Below are 14,045 nucleotides of genomic sequence, written 5' to 3'. Positions count from 1 at the left end.
ATCAAGGTTCCTGCGCCAGTTCAAGGGCGGCGCCAATTACTGCATTGTCGCTTGGAAGCCCGAACATTGCTGCCCCCGCCAGCGGGGTATAGGTATCGGCACCGCAGACCCGACGCAGCGGCAGATGGCCGAAACCGGCCTCGACCAGGGCGGTGATCACCCCCTCGCCCACGCCACCGCTGTGGCGGCCTTCGTCCAGTATCAGCACGCGGCGGGCACTGGCGGCCTGGCCAGCGATGAAGCCGGCATCCAGCGGTACCAGCCAGCGCAGGTCGACCACCCGCACCTGCCAGCCCAGCTGCTGCTCGATGGCCCGCGCCGCACGCAGCGCCATCGGCACGCCATTGCCATAGGTGTAGACCACCAGGTCGCCGGCCTCCGACGCGTACACACGGCCTTCGCCCGGCACCAGCACCCGGCCCTGGGCCGGGTAGTCGAACAGCCACTGGCCATCGCCCGTCTCATGCAGGTCCTTGCTCATGTACAGCGCGATCGGCTCCAGGAACACCGCCACACGTCCATCCACGCGGGCCAGCGCCGCCAGCGTGCGCAGCATCATCACCGCATCATCGCCGCGCGACGGGCAACCGACCACCAGGCCGGGAATGTCGCGCAGCGCCGTGATCGAATTGTCGTTGTGGAAGTGACCACCGAAGCCCCTCTGGTACCCCAGCCCGGCCACCCGCACCAGCATCGGGTTGCGGTACTGGTCGTTGGAGAAGAACTGCAGCGAACAGGCTTCACCACGCAGTTGGTCGATGGCGTTGTGCAGGTAGGCCAGGTACTGGACTTCCGGAATCGGCAGCATGCCCATGTTGGCCAAGCCCTGCGCCATGCCCAGGATCATGGTCTCGTCCAGCAGGGTGTTGAACACCCGGCGCGGCCCGAAGCGGCGCAGCAGATCCTTGGTGACGGTGTAGACCCCCCCCTTCTGCGCGACGTCCTCGCCGAACAACAGGCTCTGCGGATACTTGGCCAGCAGTTCCTGCAGGCCATGGTTGATCTGGATCGCAAGATGCCGCGGCGCCTGTCGCTCGGGCAATGCCTCGGCACCACCATAGAGTGACTCGCGTGCTTCGGCAGCAACCTCGCGCTGCGCTTCAACCTGCACTGCTGCGGGTGTGTACGGCGCCAATGGCGCCATTACCTCCTGCAGCGACTGCAGCTTCGCACTGCCTTCGGCATCGGCGGCCGCGGCCATGCAGCGCGCGCGCATCGTCTCGTAGGCGGCCTCGATGGCCGCAGCATCCATCCAGCCGGACTCCAGCGCGATCTGCGCCGAGCGCAGCAGGGGGTCGCTCGCTTCGGCTGCACACAGCTCCGGCAGCGCGCGCCATTCCACTTCAAAGTCGGTGCCGGCATGGCCCATCAGGCGCGTGGTGCGCAGATGCAGGAAGGTCGGCCGCCGGGTTCGTCGGCAGTGCTCCACCGCGGCCTGCACCTGCGCGTGGCCTTTGGCCAGGTCCAGTCCATCGGCAAAGAAATAGTCCAGCCCCGGTTGCCGGCTGAAGCGCTCGGCAATCCAGCCATCGGGCGTTTTCACGGAAATGCCGAGGCCGTTGTCCTCACAGACGAACAGGATCGGCGCCGGCAGCTTCTGGTAGGCCGACCACATCGCGGTATTGAAGGCGGTCTGTGCGGTCGCATGGTTGGCCGAGGCATCACCAAACGAACACAGCACAATGCTGTCGGCCGGAACCGGCAGCGCCTGCCCCAGCCGCTTGCCGCTCTCGATGGCCAACGCGGTGCCCAGCGCTTTCGGCAGGTGCGAAGCGATCGTCGAGGTCTGTGGCAGCACCCACAACGGCTTGCTGCCCCACACCTTGTGGCGGCCGCCACTGGCCGGATCCTCGGCACTGGCGGCGAACGAGAGGGCGGCATCGCGCAGCGGGTCGATGCCCGGCACCTGCCGCGAACGCTCGGCCATGAAGGCACCGGAGCGATAGTGCAGGAAGGCCGGATCGGTATGACGGCAAGCCCGCGCCAGCAGCGCGTTGCCTTCATGGCCGGACGAACCAATGGTGTAGAAGACCTTGTTCTGCACGCGCAGTACGCGCGCCATCAGGTCGAGCTGGCGGCTGGCCAGCTGCGAATCGAACAGTTCACCGAACGCCGCAGCGGCGAGCGTACTGCCCGGCAGGATCGGCGCATCCAGCGCGGGCCGCGGACGCGGCGTCCCACGCCAGGCACGCACCGCCTCGAGAAAGTTTACGTCGCACACATCGGCGCGGTTGAGCACGCGCATGCGTGCGGGAATCGGATCTGGAACCACAGCGAACATCGAACACCCTCCGTGTCGTTGTTGCGTTCCGCCGGGCCCGGCCCGGCGCTACCCTGTGGGAATCATGCAGCCTCGAAGCGTGCGCGCACCTCGGCGGTCACTGCAGGCATCGGCAGGAAGCGCGGCTGCTCGCGCACACGCTGCAGCCAGGCGCGAACCTCCGGGAACGGCTCCAGGCTGATGCCGCCCTCGCCCGCCACATCGGTATAGGCGAACAGGGCGATGTCGGCGATGCCGTACCCGCCGCCGGTGAACCACGGTGCCTGGCGCAGGTGCTGCTCCATCACCGCCAGTGCGGTGACGGCACGCTCGTGCAGGCGTGGCAGTTCAGTGCGACGCGGGGAATCGAGCGCGGTCCAGCCGCGGATGAAGCGCGCCACCGCCACGCACGGCTCATGCGTGTACTGCTCGAAGAACATCCAGCTCAATGCCTGCGCGCGTTCCCAGCCATCGCTGGGCAGGTACGGCGTGCCTTCGGCCAGCCAGAACAGGATCGCGTTGGATTCGGTCAGCACACGGCCGTCGTCGCGCACGATCAGCGGCACCTTGGCATTCGGGTTGAGCGCCAGGAACTCGGGAGTACGGGTCTGGCCGTGGGCACTGTCCACCTCCACCCAGCGGTAGCGGCTGCCGAGCTGCTCCAGCAGCAGGCGAACTTTGTGGCAGTTGCCCGAGACCGACATGCCATGCACCGTCAGCGGGACGCGCGCTTCCACCATTGTCTGCTCCATCACGTCCGGCCGACGGCCGGCTGCATGCAGTCTGGCAAGTGCACCAGGGAATGCCAAGCGCGGGTGCAGCATGCCGACAATCCGTAGAGCCGAGCCCATGCTCGGCTGCATTTGGCGGACAACAGCCGAGCATGGGCTCGGCTCTACAACGGTGAACGGCGCTGGCGCCACTGCTCGCGCGATTGGCCCCAGATCTGCATCGGCTTGTCGTTGTAGGGCGGCGGCAGCTCACCCATGCGCAGCAGCGTGCTGCCGAGCTTGCGCGCCACGGCCCTCGAGTTCTCGTTGTTCTCGGCGATGGTATGGATCACCTCGTCCCAGCCCAGCGTATCGAAGGCCCAGTCGATGGCGGCGACCGCTGCTTCCGGTGCATAGCCCCGGCCCCAGCTGGCATGACGGATCCCCCAGCCGACTTCGGTGCCCGGCCAGTCCTGCGGCTGCCAGGGGCCCATCCGCCCGATCCAGTCGCCACTGGATTTCTCGATCACGCTGAACATCGAGAAGCCGAACAGCTGCCAGGCACCGGCCAGGCTGCAGAAACCGCGCCAGGCCACCGATGGCGGCTGTACCCCGCCCAGGGTGCGCATCGTTTCCTCGTCGGCACAGAACGCCAGGTAGGGTTCGTAGTCCTCGCGCAGCAGCGGGCGCAGGATCAGCCGCTCGGTTTCCAGGCGCAGGTCGAAGATGCTCATGCCGACTCCATGTCGAAGGGGCCACCATGATGGTGGATTCCCTCGCCACAGGGATGAATGCCGGCGCGCACAACGAAACGGGCCGGCATGTGCCGACCCGTCAGGTACCGCAGGGGCCGCCTGGATTACTGGCGCGTGGCGGCAGTGGCGCCGGCGGCGGCGGTCTGCGTGACCAGCTGGCCGTCAACCACCGGCAGACGATCACTGGCCGGCTTGCTATCCATGCGCACGGTCTTCTCGGCGCCGTCGTAGCGGTAGGTCACGTTGTAACCCTTCACCACATCGTTGGTGCCCATGGCGATGCGGTTGCCCGGCTTGCTGGCCATGCGCATGGTGCCGGTGGTGCCATCCTCGTTGCGGTAGGTCACGTTGTAGCCGGTGACACGGCTCGATTCGGAAGTGGCGGTCTCGGTATGGCACTGGCGCTCGGTACGGTTGACCACGCGGCCACCCACATGGCGCTTGTCGATCTGGTTGCCGATCAGGCCACCGGCCACGGCGCCGGCAGCGGTCGCGGCCTTCTTGCCATTGCCACCGCCCACCTGGTTGCCGAGCAGGCCACCGACCACCGCGCCGACCACGGTGCCGCCAACGTTGCCGTCACGCTCCGGCAGGCGCTCCTGCACTGTTACGTCCTGACAGACTTCATGCGGCGTCTGGGTCGTGGACGTTTCACGCACGGCATCGGTGCCGATCACGGTGGCGTAGGCCTTCTGCTTCTCGGTGATCGGGTCGACCTTCAGCACATCGGCATATTCCAGCCCACGCGGTGCCGACGGGTCGAGCGTGTCACCACGCACGCCATCGTCGGTGGCATTGCCATCGACCAGACGCGATTCACCATTCGGGGTTCCGGCGCTGATGGAATCGGGCGACGAACCGCCGCTCTTCATGAAGGCAGCGGTGGCGATGCCACCGACCAGCAGCGCGCCCGCTGCGACCAGGACAGTTGTAGTTGTGCTTTTCATGACCTGCTCCTTGCGGACCATCCGCAACGTTCTCGGACCAGATTGCAGCATGCGCTGCCTGAACGGAATCTCCACATTTCCTGCTCATTTCCGTAACCCATTCAGCATCGGGAAATGCTGGGCCCGTGGTAGCGTTTGCATATTCCCCACGAGGATCCTGGCCATGGCCAACCCGATGCTGCTGCCGGTACTGCAATGGGCCCGCCGGCTGCGCTACCCCACCCTGTTCAAGCTGACCGCCGGCCTGTTCGTGCTGACCCTGTTCATCCCTGACCCGATCCCGTTCGTCGACGAGCTGGTGCTGGGCTTCGGTACCCTGCTGCTGGCCAACTGGAAAAGCCGCAACACCGCGACGCCGCCGCCCCTGGAACAGCGTTGAGCGTGCTGGTCGACAGCCATTGCCACCTCGATGCCAGTGAGTTCGACCCTGACCGCGCGGCCGTGATCGCGCGCGCGCAGGCGGCCGGCGTCCATGTCCAGGTGGTGCCGGCAGTCACCGCCGCAAGCTGGCCGAAGCTGCGCGAGGTCTGCACACAGGCGCCGGGGCTGTACCCGGCCTATGGCCTGCATCCGATGTTTCTGGCGGCGCATCGGCCCGAGCATCTGCCGCTGTTGCGCGCATGGATCGAGCGCGAGCGCCCCTGTGCGATCGGCGAGTGCGGGCTGGACTTCTTCGTCGAGGGACTCGATGCGGACACCCAGCAGGCCTACTTCATCGGCCAGCTCAAACTGGCCCGTGAATTCGACCTGCCGGTGATCGTTCACGCGCGCCGCGCGGTGGATGCGGTGATCGCCGCGATCCGTCGCGTCGGCGGCCTGCGCGGTGTGGTGCACAGCTTTTCCGGCAGCCCGGAACAGGCCGCACAGCTGCACCGGCAGGGCTTCCTGCTCGGCCTGGGCGGCCCGTTGACCTACGAGCGCGCGCAACGACTGCAGCGGCTGGTGCGGGAGATGCCGCTGGAACAGCTGCTGCTGGAAACCGATGCGCCGGACCAGCCCGACGCCGGCATCCGCGGCCAGCGAAACGAACCAGCGCGGCTGGCGACCATTGCCCGGCACGTGGCAGCGCTGCGTGGGGTGGAACTGGAGGCGGTGGCGCAGGCCACAACGGAGAATGCGCGGCGGTTGTTCGCGCTGCCGGCAATGTAACGGTGGGTGCCGACCTTGGTCGGCATGCTGCAGCCACTGCGGTGGACCCGATGCGGGCCAGCGGCCGGCACTACCGGCGGCAGCCACGGAACGACTGAGTCGCCGACGATTGGGCGGTAGTGCCGGCCGCKGGCCGGCAACCCCGATCGGCTGGCACCACCGTCATGCGTCGGCGTAGGCCTCGGTCACCTCAGTTTTCGCCTTCTTCGGCTCCAGCAGCATCTCAAGCGCCTTGCCCACCGCAGCGAACGCGAACGCGCCAGTGATGTGCGTTGCCGCACCGAGGCCTGCGCCGCAGTCCAGTTTCAGTGCCGCATCCGCACCCAGGTTCGGACGGATGCCGCAGACGCTGCCATCGGCCTGCGGATACTTCACGTTTTCCAGCGAGTACACCGCCGGTACGCCAAAATAGCGCTTGGCATTCTTCGGGAAATTGAACTCGCTGCGCAGCTTCTTGCGGATCAGCGCCAGCATGGCGTCGTGCTCGGTGCGCGAGACATCGCGGATGCGCACCAGGGTCGGATCGGTGCGACCACCGGCAGCCCCCACAGTCAGCAGCGGCAGCTTGCGGCGACGGCACCAGGCGATCGTCTCGACCTTGACCCGGAAGCTGTCGCAGGCATCGATCACCAGGTCGAACCCACGGTCCAGCAGCTCGGCCATGTTGGACACGGTCAGGAACGCCTGCACGGCATCGACCCCGATGTCCGGGTTGATCGCGCGGCAGCGCTCGGCCATCGCCTCGGCCTTGTTGCGGCCGTAGTTGCCTTCCATCGCCGGCAGCTGCCGGTTGGTGTTGGACACGCAGATGTCATCGGCATCGATCAGGGTCAGGTGGCCGACCGCCGAGCGCGCCAGTGCTTCCACCACCCACGAGCCGACTCCGCCCATACCCACTACCGCCACGCGGCTGCCCTGCAGGCGCTCGAGCGCGCCTACACCATACAGCCGTTCGATGCCGGCGAAGCGTTGTTTGACCTGTTCGTTCATCCGGCTATTTTAACGTGCAGGCGCCAGCGCCTACAGCGCGCCGGCATCGAACCCACCGTTGCACGCCCGGAGAGCCCGCCATGAGCGCCAGCCCGCCTCGCCGCCCGTCCACTGCCCATCGCTACCTGTTCGTGCTGTGCCTGGGCCTGCTGATCGGCCTGGTTGCCACGGTCATGGTCGGCCGCGCCCTGCAGGCCCGCCGCGACCCGTTCCCGGACAGCCTGATGCAGGTGATGCAGCGGCAATCGCAGCTGCTGCTGCAGGCCCAGCAGCAGAACCGCTGCAGCCTCGCCGACAGCGTGCCGCGGCTGCAGGCCCTGCGCCTTCTTTCCAACGACCTCGACCTGGCCTTTCCCGGGCTGAAGGACAACGGCCGGTTCCAGCAGCACGCCAGCCAGCTGCGCGGCAACCTCAACGCCGCGCTGGCTGCGCCGCCCAGTGACTGCACCGCACTGGCCAAGGTGGTTGAAACCCTGCAGGCCGACTGCCGTGCCTGCCACCAGGACTTCCGCTGAGGCGCATTCATCCTGCAGCCGGACAATGTCGGTGTGGTTGGCGCCTTGTTCACGTTCAAAAGGGGACGATTCCTCCACCCTGCTGCATGACGCAGCACCACCCAACGCACCCGCCTTCACGGCCAGGAGACGCCCCATGAAGATCCAGCTCATCGCCGCCAGCGCCATCGCTACCCTCGCCCTGGCAGGCTGTGCCACCTCGCCCGGCTATGGTGGCGGTGGTTACAACAACGGCTACAACAATGGCGGCTACGGCAACAACGGTGGTTACAACCAGGGTCGCTGCGCCGACTGTGGCATCGTCACCCGCATCAACACCGTGCCGTCGGGCCGCACCGCGCCCAGCGCGACCGGCGCCATCCTCGGCGGCATCGTCGGTGCCGTGGCCGGCCATGAGATCTCCGATCACACCGGCGGCAGCCGTGGCAACAAGAACATCGCCGCCGCCGCAGGCGCGGTCGGTGGCGCGCTGGCGGGCAACCAGATCCAGAAGAACGTCACCAGTGATACCTACGACATCAGCGTGCGCATGGATGATGGCCGCACCATCGTGGTCAATCAGCGCGACCTGGGCGGCATCCGCGAAAACACCTACGTGCGCGTAGTCAACGGCAAGGTCATCCTGCGCTGATCTGCACCGGGCCGACGGCAAAGAAAAAGGCCCGCTTGCGCGGGCCTTTTTCATGTGACGGCTTGCAGCGCGATCAGGTCGGCTGCACGGCGTCGGCCTGCAGGCCCTTCTGGCCCTGCACGACGGTGAAGGTGACCTTCTGGCCTTCCTTCAGGCTCTTGAAGCCCTGGGTCTGGATGGCACGGAAGTGCACGAACACGTCTTCGCCGTTTTCACGGCTGATGAAGCCGAAGCCCTTTGCATCGTTGAACCACTTGACGGTACCGGTCTCGCGATCAGACATCTCACTAACTCCCTGGTGACTCTCTCTTGTTGTAGGAAACGCCTGGTGGGCGGCTGACAAGCAAGGGGGAAGCGAGGTGCATCGATGCAGCGGATCGGGAAGATCTTGCTTCATCAGGCCACGATCCACGGTGACCTTGCCAAGCTCAGCGACTGCAACTTAACCCGCCCAAAACGAAAAAGCAACTGGCAAAATCTTTCACTGTCAACCCCAAAACGGCCACCATACGGGACAGCATGGGACTCTCATTCATCTTATATCTGCTAGCGGTCATTTTTGTCCTCGTCGGCATTGCGGGCATCATCCTGCCGGCCCTGCCCGGCATCCCGCTGGTATTCATCGGACTGTTGCTGGCGGCCTGGGCCGACGGCTTCGCTCACGTCGGCTGGCCGACCCTGGTTGCGCTGGGGGCATTGACCCTGCTCTCGTTGCTGGTGGACGTGCTGGCCACCGTGGTGGGAGCACAACGGGTGGGCGCCAGCCGCAAAGCACTCTGGGGAACCTTTGCCGGCAGCATCGTCGGCCTGTTCTTCATGCCGATCGGATTGTTTGCAGGCCCACTGCTGGGCGCCCTGCTCGGCGAGTACTGGCACACACGCGAACTGGGGCGCTCGACCAAGGTCGGCCTGGCCACATGGCTCGGCATCCTGCTCGGCCTGGCACTGAAGCTGGCCGTGGTGATCGCGATGCTGGGACTGTTTGCCTTCGCTTGGTTCCTGTGAGCGGCACTTTCTTCACGCCGCGCGCACGCGGTGGCCGTGCATAAACCGTGGGGGCTGGCCGTGATCCGGTACAGCCGCCACACTGTGCGATTCCCGTATTCACCGAAGGGCCTGCTGCAATGACCCTGTCTCCGCTGCTTCCCCGCCTCGCACCGCTTGCACTGGCCCTGGCCAGTGCGCCGTTGGCCGCACAGGAGTTTGCGCCCAGCGCCGAAGCCTCGCCGGCCGCATGTGCGGCAATTACCACCGACGCCGCCCGCCTGGCCTGTTATGACCGCCAGTTCGGGCGTACCCCACAGGCCACCGCCGAGGCGGACGCTGCGGCCGAGGCGGCCGCGCAGGCCCGTCGCGAAGAACGCCAGACTGCACGCGTGAGCCAGGGCGAAGAGAAACTGCGCGAGCGGGTCAGCGATCTGTTCCGTCCAGCAGCCCCTGACAGCGCGCTGGCCAATGCCGGCCGTGGCTCGCTGCTGGACAGCCGCTGGGAGCTGGCCGAAGACTCCAAGCTCGGCCCGTTCCAGCTGCGCGCCTACAAGCCGGTGTACCTGTTGCCGGCGTTCTGGACCAGCGATCGCAACACCACGCCGCATTCGCCGAACCCGGCCAATACGGTCGCCACGCCGCAGGTGCTGGACAGCGCCGAGCTGAAGTTCCAGATCAGCTTCAAGACCAAGATTGCCGAGAACCTGTTCGGCGACAACGGCGACATCTGGGCCGGCTACACCCAGAGTTCGCGCTGGCAGGCCTACAACAGCGCCGACTCGCGCCCGTTCCGCGAAACCAACTACGAGCCGGAAGTGATGATGGTGTTCCGCAATGGCTATTCGATCGGTGGCTGGCGCGGGCGCATGACCGGCATCGCGCTGAACCACCAGTCCAACGGCCGCGCCGACCCGCTGTCGCGCAGCTGGAACCGGGTGATGCTCAACATCGGCCTGGACCGCGAGAACTGGGCGCTGGTACTGCGTCCCTGGTACCGCATTCCCGAGAGCCGCAGCGACGACAACAACCCGGACATCGAGGATTACATGGGCCGCGGTGACGCGACCCTCACCTGGAACCGCAATGGCCATGAAGTCTCGCTGATGGCACGCCATTCGCTGCGCACCGGCAGCCGTTCGCACGGCGCTCTGCAGCTGGACTACGGCTTCCCGATCAGCAACCTGCTGCGCGGCCACGTGCAGGTCTTCGACGGCTACGGCGAAAGCCTGATCGACTACAACCACAAGGCCACCTACGTGGGCGTGGGCGTGTCCCTGCTGGAGTGGTTCTGATGGTGGTGACGATCTGGCACAACCCGGCCTGCAGCAACTCGCGTGGTGCATTGAAGCTGATCCGCGATGCGGGCTTCGATCCAGTGGTGTTCGAGTATCTGGTCAACCCGCCGGACGTGGCCGCGTTGCGCCAGGTGCTGGCCGAATCAGGATTGAGCGCACGCGACCTGGTACGCAGCAAGGAAGTGGCATTCGCCGAACTGGGCCTGGGCGGTGCCGACGAGGCCACCCTGCTGGCCGCAATGGCCGAGCACCCGCGGTTGATCAACCGCCCCGTGGTGCGCACGGCCAAGGGCGCACGCCTGTGTCGGCCACCGGAAACGGTGCTGGAGATCCTGTAACCCGCACCGCCACCGCGGGGCAGCGAAACCCGTTGGTGGAGTGGACTGCCGGTTGAGTGAACTGCCGGTAGAGTCGACTGTTGGTAGAGTCGACTGTTGGTAGAGTCGACTGTTGGTAGAGTCGACTGTTAGTCGACTCTCCGCCAATCCTTCAGATTCGTCCGCGGAAAGGCCCGCGCTGCGCGCGATATTCGACTGACAGTCGACTCTACCCAGACGGGGTCCCTGCTGCCTCCACGGCTGGTTTACAGCCAATCAGTGATGCCTTCGCGGCGGTACACCTCGGCGAACGCCGGACGCGCCTTCATCGACGTGGCATGTGCCTTGAGCTCCGGCCAGGCGTCGCTGGGCTTCGGCATGTTGCGCGACCAGCGCATCAGCATCACCAGCATGTAGTCGACCACGCAGGGCGTGGTCCCCATCAGATAGGGCCCATGTGCCTGCAGGTGCGTGGCGACATGCTGCCAGGCCGCCTCAAGGCGCTGCCGCGCCATTTCGCGGCTCGCGTCGATGTTCGCCTCGCCCGCCATTTCATGCGGATAAAACCAGGCACGGTAGGCCGGCTGCAGCGTATTGGCGCACCAGAACATCCAGCGGTAGCCATCGGCGCGCTCGGCTGTACCCACCTCCGGCAGCAGCCCAGCTTCCGGGTGACGGTCGGCCAGATACAGCGCGATGGCCGCCGCCTCGGTCAATACCATGCCATCGATCATCAGCGTCGGCACCAGCCCGGCGGGATTCAGCGCCAGGTACTCCGCCGACTTGTGCTCGCGCGTGTCGAAATCCAGCAGCACCAGTTCATGCTCGATGCCCAGCTCGATCAACAGCCAGTGCACGACCAGGGCGGCAGTACTGGTCGAACCATACAGCGTAGTGCTCATGCGGAAGATCCTGCGCAGGTGGACCGGCCGATTATGCGCCCACCCGCGCGATCGTTGCTCAACCGCAGCTGCTCATGCAGGAATCCCGGCGTTCGCCACAGGACATCATCGGCGCGCGCATCGTACAGTCATGCGCCTTCAGTTCGCAGGCACGGCGCAGCTCAGGGTTGTCCACGTCCTTGCAGCGCCTGTCCGGTGCCGGTACCACCTGCTGCTCGCAATTGCTCTGGCGGCTGCCGAGGGCGTCATTCTGCGCCATGCAGCTGCGATAGCCGGCCTGGCACTGCATGTGGCACTGCGCGGACGCGGAGAAATCCGCACCTTCATAGGATGAGGTTGTACTGCAGCCGGCCAGGACCAGCAGGAACACAGCCGCGAGGGATCGAAGCAGGCGCATGGACACATCCGGTGCTGGGGGTGTACCGACCCTAGCAGACTACGGTTGCTGGTGCAGGCGCCGACGCGCCCCCGGATCAGTACACGGGAACACCGGTGGCCGTGCGGACTTCATTCACCGTGCCACCGCAGGAGAGCAGGCACTGGACGTAAGGAGCATTGCATGAAGGAAGCGCCGGGGCACCACAGTAGTTTCCGGCACCGTTACGCCCTTCGCAGTTGTGCCGCTGCTTGTCGTCGGCGATACCACTGCAACGGTCGATGATCCGGCTCTTGTCGCTTTCGCAGCTCCGCTGATCCGATTCGGCACGGGCGCGGTTGTGGAAGTCGCACGTCGCCTTCTGGCTCTCGCAGACCGACGCGCAGATCTTCCCCGCTTCGTGGGTTGGTGGCTCGACGAAATAACGTGGCCCGCAGGCGCTGCACGCCAGCGTAGCGACCAGCAACGCGAAAACACGCGACCACTGCAGCACGATGGTCTCCCTTCCAGTACGCCGGCCAGTACGTTAGCAGAGCAGGCCGCGCGCGGGCAGGCTGCACACAACAACGGCGCCACACGGGCGCCGTTGTCTGAACACTGGATGGAAGGATTACTCCACCACCACCGGAATCTTGCCGATGCGGGCCTGCCATTCGCGCGGGCCGGTCTTGTGTACCGATTCGCCGGTGGAATCCACTGCCACGGTCACCGGCATGTCCTGCACGGTGAACTCGTAGATCGCTTCCATGCCCAGGTCGGCGAAACCGACCACCTTGGCCGCCTTGATCGCCTTGGACACCAGGTAGGCCGAACCACCGACCGCCATCAGGTAGGCCGACTTGTTGTCACGGATCGCTTCGATCGCCGCCGGGCCGCGCTCGGCCTTGCCGACCATGCCCAGCAGGCCGGTCTGCTCCAGCACCTGGCGGGTGAACTTGTCCATGCGGGTGGCGGTGGTCGGGCCGGCCGGGCCCACCACTTCATCGCGCACCGGGTCGACCGGGCCGACGTAGTAGATGAAACGACCCTTCAGGTCGACCGGCAGCGCTTCGCCCTTGTTGAGCATGTCGACCATGCGCTTGTGCGCGGCGTCGCGGCCGGTCAGCAGCTTGCCGTTGAGCAGCAGGGTCTGGCCCGGCTTCCAGCTGGCCACGTCTTCCGGTGTGATCGTGTCCAGGTCCACGCGGGTACCCTTGGACGAATCGTAGGTCAGCTTCGGCCAGTCCTCCAGCGACGGCGGGTCCAGCATCACCGGGCCGCTGCCATCCAGGGTGAAGTGCGCGTGGCGGGTGGCCGCGCAATTCGGGATCATCGCCACCGGCAGGTTGGCCGCGTGGGTCGGGTAATCGTTGATCTTGATGTCGAGCACGGTGGTCAGGCCGCCCAGGCCCTGCGCGCCGATGCCCAGTGCGTTGACCTTCTCGTACAGCTCCAGGCGCAGCTCTTCGATGCGGTTGGACGCACCGCGGGCTTGCAGCTCGGTGATGTCGATCGGTTCCATCAGCGCTTCCTTGGCCAGCAGCATCGCCTTCTCGGCGGTGCCGCCGATGCCGATGCCAAGCATGCCCGGCGGGCACCAGCCGGCGCCCATGGTCGGCACGGTCTTCAGCACCCAGTCGACGATCGAGTCGGACGGGTTGAGCATGGCGAACTTGGTCTTCGCTTCCGAACCACCGCCCTTTGCGGCGACGATGACATCGACGGTGTTGCCCGGCACCACCTTGACGTTGACCACGCCCGGGGTGTTGTCCCTGGTGTTGATGCGCTTGCCAGCCGGATCAGCCAGCACCGAGGCGCGCAGCTTGTTGTCCGGGTGCATGTAGGCACGGCGCACGCCCTCATTGGCCATGTCTTCCACGCCCATGGTGGCGTCATCCCAACGCACGTCCATGCCGATTTCCAGGAACACCGTGACGATGCCGGTGTCCTGGCAGATCGGACGGTGGCCTTCGGCGCACATGCGCGAATTGATCAGGATCTGCGCCATCGCTTCCTTGGCGGCCGGCGACTCCTCGCGCTCGTAGGCGGCGGCAAGGTTCTTGATGTAGTCGACCGGGTGGTAGTACGAGATGTACTGCAGCGCGTCGGCGATGGACTGGATGAGGTCTTCCTGCTTGATCGATGTCACGGCTTGCTCGCTTGCTCGAGGCTGGCGGGGGTAATCCGCCCATTTTAACCCCTCCCCCGGCCGCAGGGTGGTAGTGCCGGCCG

Annotated in this window: 17 protein-coding genes; 7 read left to right on the top strand and 10 right to left on the bottom strand. The window is 66.1% G+C overall.

What is annotated here, in order from left to right; genetic code table 11:
- Window position 1: 1 nt before the first annotated feature.
- The 4 genes from D7Y61_RS11470 to D7Y61_RS11455 form a co-directional block, all read right to left on the bottom strand.
- A complete protein-coding gene (locus tag D7Y61_RS11470; RefSeq protein WP_180866344.1) occupies window positions 2-2,281 on the bottom strand; it encodes a thiamine pyrophosphate-dependent enzyme in 2,280 nt (759 codons plus the stop codon).
- Between the two features lie 62 nt (window positions 2,282-2,343).
- Complete coding sequence (locus tag D7Y61_RS11465) at window positions 2,344-3,000, bottom strand: glutathione S-transferase family protein (protein ID WP_180866343.1); 657 nt, start codon at window positions 2,998-3,000, stop codon at window positions 2,344-2,346.
- A 155-nt stretch (window positions 3,001-3,155) separates the two neighbouring features.
- A complete protein-coding gene (locus D7Y61_RS11460; RefSeq protein WP_180866342.1) occupies window positions 3,156-3,704 on the bottom strand; it encodes a GNAT family N-acetyltransferase in 549 nt (182 codons plus the stop codon).
- 125 nt (window positions 3,705-3,829) lie between these two features.
- Window positions 3,830-4,672, bottom strand: a complete 843-nt coding sequence (locus tag D7Y61_RS11455) for a glycine zipper 2TM domain-containing protein (RefSeq protein WP_180866341.1) — start codon at window positions 4,670-4,672, stop codon at window positions 3,830-3,832.
- Between the two features lie 163 nt (window positions 4,673-4,835).
- On the opposite strand from D7Y61_RS11455, the gene D7Y61_RS11450 reads away from it, so the two are divergent.
- Both D7Y61_RS11450 and D7Y61_RS11445 read left to right on the top strand, forming a co-directional pair.
- Window positions 4,836-5,051, top strand: a complete 216-nt coding sequence (locus D7Y61_RS11450) for a DUF6116 family protein (protein ID WP_107230912.1) — start codon at window positions 4,836-4,838, stop codon at window positions 5,049-5,051.
- A complete protein-coding gene (locus D7Y61_RS11445; protein WP_180866340.1) occupies window positions 5,048-5,821 on the top strand; it encodes a TatD family hydrolase in 774 nt (257 codons plus the stop codon). Before D7Y61_RS11450 ends, D7Y61_RS11445 begins: the two co-directional genes overlap by 4 nt.
- Before the next feature lie 162 nt (window positions 5,822-5,983).
- Here the strand turns inward: D7Y61_RS11445 and D7Y61_RS11440 are convergent, their stop codons facing one another.
- Complete coding sequence (locus tag D7Y61_RS11440; protein WP_180866339.1) at window positions 5,984-6,811, bottom strand: tRNA threonylcarbamoyladenosine dehydratase; 828 nt, start codon at window positions 6,809-6,811, stop codon at window positions 5,984-5,986.
- A gap of 80 nt (window positions 6,812-6,891) precedes the next feature.
- Here D7Y61_RS11440 and D7Y61_RS11435 point away from each other — a divergent pair, with 80 nt between their 5' ends.
- Both D7Y61_RS11435 and D7Y61_RS11430 read left to right on the top strand, forming a co-directional pair.
- A complete protein-coding gene (locus D7Y61_RS11435) occupies window positions 6,892-7,326 on the top strand; it encodes a cytochrome c (RefSeq protein ID WP_180866338.1) in 435 nt (144 codons plus the stop codon).
- 136 nt (window positions 7,327-7,462) lie between these two features.
- Window positions 7,463-7,957, top strand: a complete 495-nt coding sequence (locus tag D7Y61_RS11430; RefSeq protein ID WP_005410289.1) for a glycine zipper 2TM domain-containing protein — start codon at window positions 7,463-7,465, stop codon at window positions 7,955-7,957.
- 73 nt (window positions 7,958-8,030) lie between these two features.
- Here D7Y61_RS11430 and D7Y61_RS11425 read toward each other — a convergent pair whose 3' ends face one another.
- On the bottom strand, window positions 8,031-8,240 hold the full coding sequence (locus D7Y61_RS11425; RefSeq protein ID WP_005410290.1) for a cold-shock protein: 210 nt from the start codon (window positions 8,238-8,240) through the stop codon (window positions 8,031-8,033).
- Between the two features lie 236 nt (window positions 8,241-8,476).
- Here D7Y61_RS11425 and D7Y61_RS11420 point away from each other — a divergent pair, with 236 nt between their 5' ends.
- The 3 genes from D7Y61_RS11420 to arsC all read left to right on the top strand — a co-directional run bounded on the left by D7Y61_RS11420 (window position 8,477) and on the right by arsC (window position 10,577).
- On the top strand, window positions 8,477-8,962 hold the full coding sequence (locus D7Y61_RS11420) for a DUF456 domain-containing protein (protein WP_180866337.1): 486 nt from the start codon (window positions 8,477-8,479) through the stop codon (window positions 8,960-8,962).
- 119 nt (window positions 8,963-9,081) lie between these two features.
- Window positions 9,082-10,236 (top strand): phospholipase A, encoded by a 1,155-nt coding sequence (locus tag D7Y61_RS11415; protein WP_180866336.1) that lies wholly within the window; start codon window positions 9,082-9,084, stop codon window positions 10,234-10,236.
- Entirely contained in the window at window positions 10,236-10,577 is a 342-nt protein-coding gene (gene arsC / locus D7Y61_RS11410; RefSeq protein ID WP_180866335.1) for an arsenate reductase (glutaredoxin), read from the top strand. Before D7Y61_RS11415 ends, arsC begins: the two co-directional genes overlap by 1 nt.
- Before the next feature lie 245 nt (window positions 10,578-10,822).
- Here arsC and D7Y61_RS11405 read toward each other — a convergent pair whose 3' ends face one another.
- The 4 genes from D7Y61_RS11405 to D7Y61_RS11390 form a co-directional block, all read right to left on the bottom strand.
- Complete coding sequence (locus D7Y61_RS11405; protein ID WP_180866334.1) at window positions 10,823-11,458, bottom strand: glutathione S-transferase family protein; 636 nt, start codon at window positions 11,456-11,458, stop codon at window positions 10,823-10,825.
- A gap of 58 nt (window positions 11,459-11,516) precedes the next feature.
- Window positions 11,517-11,855: a hypothetical protein gene (locus D7Y61_RS11400; protein WP_180866333.1), complete on the bottom strand. Its 339-nt coding sequence runs from the start codon at window positions 11,853-11,855 to the stop codon at window positions 11,517-11,519.
- A gap of 76 nt (window positions 11,856-11,931) precedes the next feature.
- A complete protein-coding gene (locus D7Y61_RS11395) occupies window positions 11,932-12,327 on the bottom strand; it encodes a hypothetical protein (protein ID WP_180866332.1) in 396 nt (131 codons plus the stop codon).
- Between the two features lie 117 nt (window positions 12,328-12,444).
- A complete protein-coding gene (locus D7Y61_RS11390) occupies window positions 12,445-13,962 on the bottom strand; it encodes a FumA C-terminus/TtdB family hydratase beta subunit (RefSeq protein WP_180866331.1) in 1,518 nt (505 codons plus the stop codon).
- Window positions 13,963-14,045: the final 83 nt, after the last annotated feature.

The organism is Stenotrophomonas maltophilia (genome assembly GCF_013464485.1).
Lineage (GTDB): Bacteria > Pseudomonadota > Gammaproteobacteria > Xanthomonadales > Xanthomonadaceae > Stenotrophomonas > Stenotrophomonas maltophilia_AW.
The sequence above is the reverse complement of the archived record's forward strand: the minus strand, read 5'-3'. Positions and strand labels throughout refer to the sequence as shown.